Source organism: Fibrivirga algicola (genome assembly GCF_011742925.1).
GTDB lineage: Bacteria > Bacteroidota > Bacteroidia > Cytophagales > Spirosomataceae > Fibrella > Fibrella algicola.
Map to the genome: position 1 here is coordinate 1 of NZ_WAEL01000018.1, position 8,927 is coordinate 8,927.

Sequence of the window (8,927 nt, forward strand, 5' to 3'; positions counted from 1 at the left end):
TCCCGCTTCGCAAGAGGCGGGACTTTTTGTATTATATGGTAACCACAGGTCGACAAGCTATTAAGGTACCGTAAATACATACCGAGTCAGCGTTAGTGAGAACGCTGACTCGGTATGTATTTACGGTCAATAACTTTGTTAGGAAGTCTATACCGAACCAGAGTTAGGTAAGGCCACTTTTTAGTTAATCCAACTTCATGACTTTGATGCGTCGTTGTTGCGTAGGCGTGCTTATCTGTAACAGGTAAATGCCTATTCCCTGGTTTTCCAGCGATACCTGATGATGTTGCTTGCTGGAATCACCCGTGAGTTGTCGCTGACTAATTACTCGGCCCTGTGCATTCGTTAGCTGCATTTGTAAGGGTTCAGAGGTACCTTCAATTGTGAAGACTAGCGCATTATTCCGTACAGGATTTCCTAGTATCCGTACATCAAACCCATTTGTGCTCTCTGGATGAAAGGCTAGTCGTGCGCCTGCTCCCGGATCATTCCCCCAATACCGTTGATTACCTACGTATATGGCTATGCGTGCGTTAGAGCTTAAATTGGCCGGTTGTTCCTGATAGGAGTAATCATTACGTTGGTCAAAGCGCGCGCCGTTTAACTTGCTCACATGATAACGGATTAGACCAGTATTACTCAAGGGCATAAGCTGCCCTATATCAGCAAAACTTAATTCCAGGTACGTGTCGGCGGTGGCTAACGGCGGGTTAATCTTCACAAATTGACCACGCACAGTGCCTGTCCCAAGGGTTGTGTAGTCCAAATCAAATTTTAACGGCTCAGGGCTGTCGGCGGTGAAATAGTAGCGGAGGGTAATGTCCCTGTAATTAATTGGCAGGTTGCCCTCATTTCGTACATCCAGATAAGTGCCAATTTGGGTGGCTGAGGGGCCGTTCTTGCTCTCCGTGTAGGGCACCAGGTAGCCCCGGGGGGTTACGAATGCTGGCTCTTGACCAGCAATTAAAACGCCATTGTAATAGGCCGTAATGCGTGGATTCACCAGCAATCGATCGCGTATAGTGGCGTATGAGTAATCATCCAACTCATTGAAGCCAGAGTAGTTCGACTTGGCGATATACGTCTGAATAGAACCTGTATTGGCCCCTGGTGCCAAATTCCCTGCAGCTGGAGTAAAACTATACTCGATGTAGCCTAAGGCACCCTGTCTGGGTTGTGGCAACGTGACATAGCGCATACTGACGTTCGAAGCGCCTAACTGCGCATAAAAGACAAATAGATTGGTCAGAGGCGCAAAGTTTTCTGCTGTCAGGTAATAGCGAAGTGTGAGCCCCGAGAGTGGTAAACTGCTGCTTCCCTTGTTGACTACTTGCAGTACCGGCTGAATTGCATTGTTGTTGGCGTAATTGTCTACGTCGCGGTGTAACACCTGAACTGCTAGGCTGCCAGATACGACGCCACTTACCGCCACGGGATAGACACCCTGACTTGAATGGAAATAAGTCTTCTGTGTAATTGTACCTGCTACCGGGCCTGGAGTTGAACCTGTCAACCGAACATCTATTTGTGTCCGAACCACCGAGCGACTGCTGCCGATTGTTAACGACGAGCTAAATGGATTACTACCAGTGCGAAGCTCAAAACCGGCAGGAGCGCTCACATATACGGGTAACCCTCCCTGCGTTGTTACCGTATACGATTGGCTGGTGGAAGGAGTGCCAAGCGTAGTACTGAAATTGCCCAGGGACGTGGGCGTCACGGTCACAGATTGCGCTAAAGCGGTTCCGCTCACGCCCACTGTAGCCGTTGTAGAGCCGCTCCAGTTGACAATTGTACCGGAAAACTGACCGGCCGATGAGGAAAGCAGAATAACAGAAACAGACGTAGGTGGAACTTGACCGTTGGCCGCCGGAATAAGCAGTGAGGGACCAGATTTACCATTTGCTGTGAGGAAGTAATACGGTGGTGCAATAAGTTCCAGATCGGTTGTTAATCCGCTGGCAGATACCGTATACGAAGCTGGAAAGCTGCCGGGGTATTCGCTGTAGTCAACGATAGTCAATGACGAGGGTGTAACGGTAATTGTCGGGGCACTGAGGTTTGCAACCGTACCGCTCACGGGTAAACTAATGATTGACTGGTTCGAACTGTTATTCAGCCGATGGGTGATCACGCCTGATACCTGGCCTGCTATACCTCCCGACAGGCGAACGTCTACTGGTATGGTAACAGTCGATAGGCTGGATGGGAGCGTGAGTGAAGAACCAAAGGCCGTATTGCCCGTGCGTATCTCAACGCCTGTTGGTGCTGTAACAACGCCACCTGTCTGACTCAGGGCGGTGATGGTGTACGTTTGAATCGCAGAGGCAGTTCCTGTAGTTGTTGAAAAGGCGTTCAGAGCCATCGTACTGAGGCTTAATGATGGGCTTACAGTGGTACCGCTAACCGCAACGGTCGTTGTTGTTTCCCCGCTGCTATTCGAAATAAAACCCGAGAACGTACCGGGTGTAGAGGATAGCAAAGCAACAGTAATGGTTGTTGGGGGTAGCGTACCGTCGCTGTTAACGGGCAAGGTAATACCACCCGGATAAGCTCCCGAGTTTGGGGCGCTGACAACAAAAGGGGATGGAACGGTTACGCGAAAATCAGATGTAGTCAACCCCGTGGCCGAAACAACGTATGTCTTCGAGTTACTGCCGGGTAACTGAGTCGAATTTAGAAATGTCAGGGACTGAGATGAGACAGAAATAATCGGCGCGGCTTGCGGAAAATAGTTTGCTGCGTTTGGATGAATTGACTTGTAGGCTTTAAAATCCAGCCAAGCGGGTAAGACAGTATGCCTATCGACGACACTGCTGCCAGTTACATTGGTGCTGGCGTTGACCACACCAGCAGTAACGTGTTGTGTTGTTAACCCAATGGTTAGCCATAGCCAGAACTGACTCATTAAACGTAGTTGAGTAATCATTGTCATTATAGTTTGAGTGTATACTGATAAGAATACTACTTAGTGCTAACTGGTTGCTAACTAGTAAGTTAGATGTCAGCATATGATTATAACTAAATATATAGATTTAGTATTTATTGGCTAAATAATTAGCTTATATAGTTATTCAAGGGGGCGGCTAGCTAATGTATAAACCGTTAGCTAGCCGCCCCTTTTGACCAATCCGGCATTTACCAAAAAAGGCCAGTGTTCAGGTACGTACCTGAACACTGGCCTTTTTTGGTAAATGGATGTAATAGATTACAAACCGAGTACGCGCTTGTTAAATGCCTCATCGGAACCAGCACCGGCGAAGTCGTCGAATGCTCGCTCTGTTACTCGAATCATGTGGTCCTGAATAAACGGTGCCCCTTCGGCTGCGCCCTGCTCAGGATGCTTAATGGCGCACTCCCATTCCAGCACGGCCCAACCGTCGTAGTTATACTGCGCCAGCTTGCTGAAGATGCTGCTGAAATCGACCTGCCCATCGCCTAGTGAACGGAATCGGCCAGCGCGTTCAACCCAGCCCTGGAAACCACCGTATACACCCTGGCGACCCGTTGGGTTAAATTCGGCATCTTTTACGTGGAACGCGTAGATGCGGTCGTGGTAGATGTCAATGAAATCCAGGTAATCCAGGCACTGCAACACGAAGTGGCTTGGGTCATAGTTGATCCCTGCGCGCGGGTGATTGTCAACGGCAGCGAGGAACATCTCGAAAGTCACGCCGTCGTGTACATCTTCGCCGGGATGCAACTCAAAGCCAACGTTTACCCCTGCTTCATCGAACGCATCGAGGATAGGCTTCCAGCGTTTGCCCAGTTCAGCGAAGCCTGTCTCAACCAGCCCCGCCGGACGTTGTGGCCAGGGGTACATAAACGGCCAGAGCAGGGCACCGCTAAAGCAGACGTGTGACATCAGCCCCAGATTTTTGCTTGCTTTGGCGGCCAGCATTAGCTGGTTAACCGCCCAGGCCTGTTGCTCGGTTGGCTTGCCAGCCAGTTCAGCCGGGCCAAACCCATCGAACATGGGGGCATAGGCTGGGTGAACAGCCACGAGCTGACTTTGCAGGTGCGTCGATAGCTCGGTAATCTCTACACCGATGTCAGCTAGCTTAGCCTTCAACTCATCGCAGTACGCCTGGCTGTCAGCTGCTTTCTGCAGGTCGATAACCCGTGGGTCCCAGGTGGGCAATTGGACGCCTTTATAGCCTAAATCAGCCATGTATTTGGCGATGGTTTCCAGCGAGTTAAAAGGCGCTTCATCGCCCATGAACTGCGCCAGAAATACGGCCGGTCCTTTAAGTGATTTCATATGTCTTGTTGATTAAATGGGTCTGAGAATGCTGGACTAGCACACCACACTACAGGATCTTCGGTCAGGTACGTCGCCCGTTAACGTGGTTATACGGGCGACGTACCTGAATCCGTTGCAGTCACCTACACCTCTACCCAGGCTTGTTTCTTGTTGCTTTCGAGAATTTTCTCGCAGATTAGCAGTTCGCGGTAGCCGTCGGCGAAGGTTGGGTACGTGGGGTTTTCGGGTTGCTTACCGGCTTCGATGGCCGCATACACTTCCTTGAACATCTGTTTCGACGTGTCGGGGAAGCCCTCATTATGACCGCCCGGGAAACCAATTACCGAACGTACCTCTGCATGCACAATCGATGGATCGTCGGTCATGGTTTGGTTGTAGCCATCGCGGTTACCCAGCCAGAGCTGGTTCGGCGACTCCGAATCGAACGCGAACGTTTTTTTCGCGCCAGAGATCTCCAGCTTCAACTGATTCTTGCGGCCGGCTGATACCTGCGATACCGTCACTACACCCCGATTGCCGTTATCGAACCGCAGCAGCACGTTGGCGTGGTCTTCAGTATTGATGGGTACGTCGGCGTAATCGTCTGGCTGGAGCATTTTGCCCGAATACGTCTCAACGGGTTTCAGTGGCTTCTTCCGGGTCTTGTGAATCGTGTTGAAGTCGGCCAGTACAGCGGTGGTTTTCAGCCCCGTCACGTACTCGATAATGTCCATCAGGTGCGAACCAATGTCGGCGATAGCGCGCGAATCGCCCGATTTGTCGGGTTCGAGGCGCCAGTTGTAATCGGTTTCGTAGAACAGCCAATCCTGCAGGTACGAGCCGATGATGCTGTATACATCACCCAGTTCGCCCCGTTCGCGCATTACCTTCATCTGGCGAACCAGGGGGTAGTAGCGCAGGTTGAAATGTACCGCGTTCACCAGGCCAGACTCCTTAGCCAGTTGAACCAGTTCTTCGGCTTCTGCCAAGTCTTTTGCCAGTGGCTTCTCGCAGATTACGTGCTTGCCGGCTAGCAACGCCGCCTTCGACTGGCTATAATGCAGGAAGTTGGGGGTACAGATGTGAATACTCTGAATATCGTCCTGCTTCAGTAGTTCGTCGAACGTGTAGGCGCGGGGAATACCCAGTTGGGCCGCTTTAGTTTCGGCTAGTTCCTGAGTGACTTCGCAAAGTGCAACTACCTCAACGTTGGGCAGGCGACGAAGGGCTTCGATGTGAGCGGGGCCGATGAATCCGGTACCAACTACACCAACTTGAATTTTTGACATGAGGGGGTATAAAGAGTGAAAGAGATAAAAAGTGACAGGAATAGGGAGTACTTAACTGAATTGGCCAATGATAAAAGTTTTCGGTCACTGGCCAATCCAGTCAGGACTTATTCCAGAAACTTCGTCCACTTCTGATCTGATTTGTCAGAGGCGATTACTGTATCGATGAAAGCCATACCGCGCAGCCCGTCGTCGATTCCGGGGAAATCGAGGCGGATTGGGTCTGGCTCCTGTCCGCTCATACGGGCGCGGAGGGTTAATGCAAAGTTGTAATAGATGTTGGCAAACGCTTCAAGGAAGGCCTCGGGGTGGCCGGCAGGAAGACGGGTATTGGCCTGCGCTTCGGGAGCCAGGTCGCCCACGCCGGTACGGAGCAGTCGCGCCCCTTCTTCATTTGTTTTATAAATGAGGGTGTTGGGCTCCATCTGTCGCCATTCCAGCCCGCCTAATTCACCATATACGCGAATAGACAGCGGGTTTTCTTCGCCCGTAGCGATCTGGCTGTTCAGCAGCGTTCCCTTCGCGCCGTTCTCAAAGCGCAGCAGCATATTGGCGTCATCGTCGAGGAGGCGACCTTCCACAAAAATGCTCAGGTCGGCACACAGCTCCGTTATCTTCAGGCCAGTAATGTATTCGGCCAGGTTTTCGGCGTGGGTACCAATGTCACCAACACCACCGGCTGCCCCGGAACGGGCCGGATCGGTGCGCCAACCCGCCTGTTTCTGTCCGGTGGCCTCAACCAGCTGGGCTAGCCAGCCCTGCGGGTATTCGACGATCACCTTCCGTATTTGGCCGAGCTTACCGGCTTTCACCATCGCCCGGGCCTGTTTCACCATCGGGTAACCCGTGTAGTTATGGGTAAGGCAGAAAAGCAGGCCGGTTTCATCAATGAGTTGCTTAAGCTCGCGGGCCTGCTCCATATTGAGTGTTACGGGCTTGTCGCATACAACGTGGAACCCATTCTGGAGCGCCATTTTTGCCGGGGCGAAGTGCATGTGGTTGGGCGTAACGATGGTCACAAAATCCATCCGTTCGCCTTCGGGGAGTTCTTTCTCCCGTAGAATCATCTCTTCGAAATTGGCGTAGACCCGATTCTCGGGCAGGTAGAGCGCATGGCCCGTTTGCTTCGATTTTTCGGGATTCGAACTGAACGCGCCACAGACCAGTTCAATTTCATTGTCCATTGCGGCCGCCCGACGGTGAACAGCACCAATAAATGCATCTAAACCACCGCCAACCATACCCATGCGTAGTTTGCGGTGCGTAGTGGTCTGGTTAACAGAGGGGGATAGATTTGTGGAGGCTTGAGGGGTCATAAATCGACGTTGGTAAGGCTATTAGTTTAGTCGCAACATATAAAAAAACGCCGAAAGAAGCGTCTTCCAACTAGTTGTAAGAAGCTAAAACGGCTTCTTTACTCACTTTGGGTGCTGTGGTATTCGGGGAATTTCCGGAAATAAAAAAGCCTGGAGCAGAGGCCCCAGGCTTTTTTTACGCGTACTGTTTTTTAGTTGCCTTTCAGCACCCGCTGAACAGCCCGGCCATTCGTTCCTTCAACCGACAGGAAGTACATACCTTCGTTGACCGATTGAATATCGATGGTTTTCTGACCCTGACCGTCTTGCAGGTCGAGTGCCCATTCGCCACTTACACCCTGCAGCAGGTTGTATAGCCGAATTTTCACGCTTGGCTGATCACCGGCCCCTTTCACGCTCACATTGAGTAAGCCCTTAGTTGGGTTTGGTGACGCTTCCACGGTCAGTTGCATCATTGGCTCGCTAGACTCTTCTACGCCCATACGCGGCGTACCAGCCGATCCACCGCTGACAGATACGTTACCAGTTTCAATCTGCTTCAACACAGTCTGCGTACCGTTCCAGTTGTTCGAATACCAGATACCGCCTTTAGCACGATAGATGGTAATAGCTACCTCATCACCGGCAGGCCCATCATTTGGTCCTTGCTTCATGTTGAACTGCATGGTACAGTTACCCTCTATAGCCTGATCTACACCGTTAACAACCTCGCTGATGTTGGCTTTGCTGGTAAACTGAGCATCGCTTGACGAAGGCTTACCTACTGACAGTACCGAAATAGCGTTGCTCTTAATCCTGTACACATGTTTAGTGATATCAGGAGAACCATCGCTTTTACGGAAGCTAGTTACTAGCATGTCTACCGAACCTTGTGGGTTTTTAAGGCTCTTGTTGTATTGTACTCCAAAGCCAACGGTTACACTACCACTAACATATCCAGAAGATCCAGCATCATCTAGTACAGCGTTCCCAACTATCAAACCACCTGGAATCGGTTTGGCTACCGTGATAATCTTATCAAATTCTTGGCTTGGATTAGCTGTGTAATTACCGCTCACGCTAATGCCGATTTCCAGCGTTGCGTAATCTGCGCTGCCAAGATTGTATTGCACCGTCGTAGCAGCAGATCCCACCGAAAGATCATTTGGGTTCACCAAGCCAACTGGAAGGTTCTGTGCTCCGCTGATTGGAGTTACAGTTTGCCCATTTCGAATGAAAAATGAAACTTTAGCCGTCCGAATGTCTCCACCGTAATTTGGTGAATTTTTAATTGTTGCGGCTAATGTTAATACAGCATTTGAACTGGTTGTACTAGGAGTCCAGAAAAACGTAGATCCCGTGTAATACGTGTTCGCTAACGGATTCGCTGTCTGTGGTGTGATGGTCAAATTGGCACCAACATAGTTGAGGGTGTAGTTTGAACTCAAAGCCAGCGTACCCTGCTGAATCGCGTAGGGGCTGTTCGCAACATCTTCGCCAGCTACCCGAGTAAGGGCCCCTGAGAAGCTGTCATTGCCTACCAGCGCAGGGCTGTAAGTGTAGGTGAGCATTGGATCCGCAGTTCCGTACACCTTTGTTTTAGCCTCAGCCGTGACAGTAACCGTCTTCTTCGTAATTGTCAGGTTTGCGCCTGTGAAGTTGAGGGTGTAGTTCGAACTCAAGGCTAGTGTACCCTGCTGGATAGCATACGTACCTACGTCGTTACCGGATGCCCGGGTAAGGGCCCCTGAGAAGGCATCGCCTGACACTAGGGCAGGGCTGAAAGTGTAGGTCAGAGTAGGGTCATTCTCACCATATACCTTTGTTTTGGCCACCGCTGCTACAGCGATCGTTTTCTTGGTAATGGTCAAATCAGCACCTGTGAAGCTCTCAGTGTAGTTGGCTCCATAAGTGTAAGTGCCTTTGCTGATGGCATATGTGCCTACGCTTGAGCCTGGGGCCCGGGTCAATGCACCCGTAGCCATGTCGCCGGTGATAACACCGGCTGGCGTCGCCGCCGTCAGAGCTGGATCAGCCTCCCCGTAGACCTTCGACTTAGCATCGGCTATGATAGTGATCGACTTGGCCGTGATGTCAGCT

The 8,927-nt window shown here is 51.1% G+C and carries 5 protein-coding genes; all 5 read right to left on the reverse strand.

Annotated elements, in window-relative coordinates:
• Nucleotides 1-184: 184 nt before the first annotated feature.
• Complete coding sequence (locus F7231_RS26920; RefSeq protein WP_166694326.1) at nucleotides 185-2,929, reverse strand: cellulose binding domain-containing protein; 2,745 nt, start codon at nucleotides 2,927-2,929, stop codon at nucleotides 185-187.
• 279 nt (nucleotides 2,930-3,208) lie between these two features.
• Nucleotides 3,209-4,261 (reverse strand): sugar phosphate isomerase/epimerase family protein, encoded by a 1,053-nt coding sequence (locus tag F7231_RS26925; RefSeq protein WP_166694327.1) that lies wholly within the window; start codon nucleotides 4,259-4,261, stop codon nucleotides 3,209-3,211.
• Nucleotides 4,262-4,386: 125 nt separating this feature from the next.
• Nucleotides 4,387-5,532: a Gfo/Idh/MocA family protein gene (locus tag F7231_RS26930; protein WP_166694328.1), complete on the reverse strand. Its 1,146-nt coding sequence runs from the start codon at nucleotides 5,530-5,532 to the stop codon at nucleotides 4,387-4,389.
• 107 nt (nucleotides 5,533-5,639) lie between these two features.
• Entirely contained in the window at nucleotides 5,640-6,779 is a 1,140-nt protein-coding gene (locus tag F7231_RS26935) for a Gfo/Idh/MocA family protein (RefSeq protein WP_166694330.1), read from the reverse strand.
• Between the two features lie 260 nt (nucleotides 6,780-7,039).
• Nucleotides 7,040-8,927, reverse strand: a 1,888-nt coding sequence (locus tag F7231_RS26940; RefSeq protein WP_166694329.1) for an MBG domain-containing protein, incomplete at its 5' end; no start/stop codon positions are given.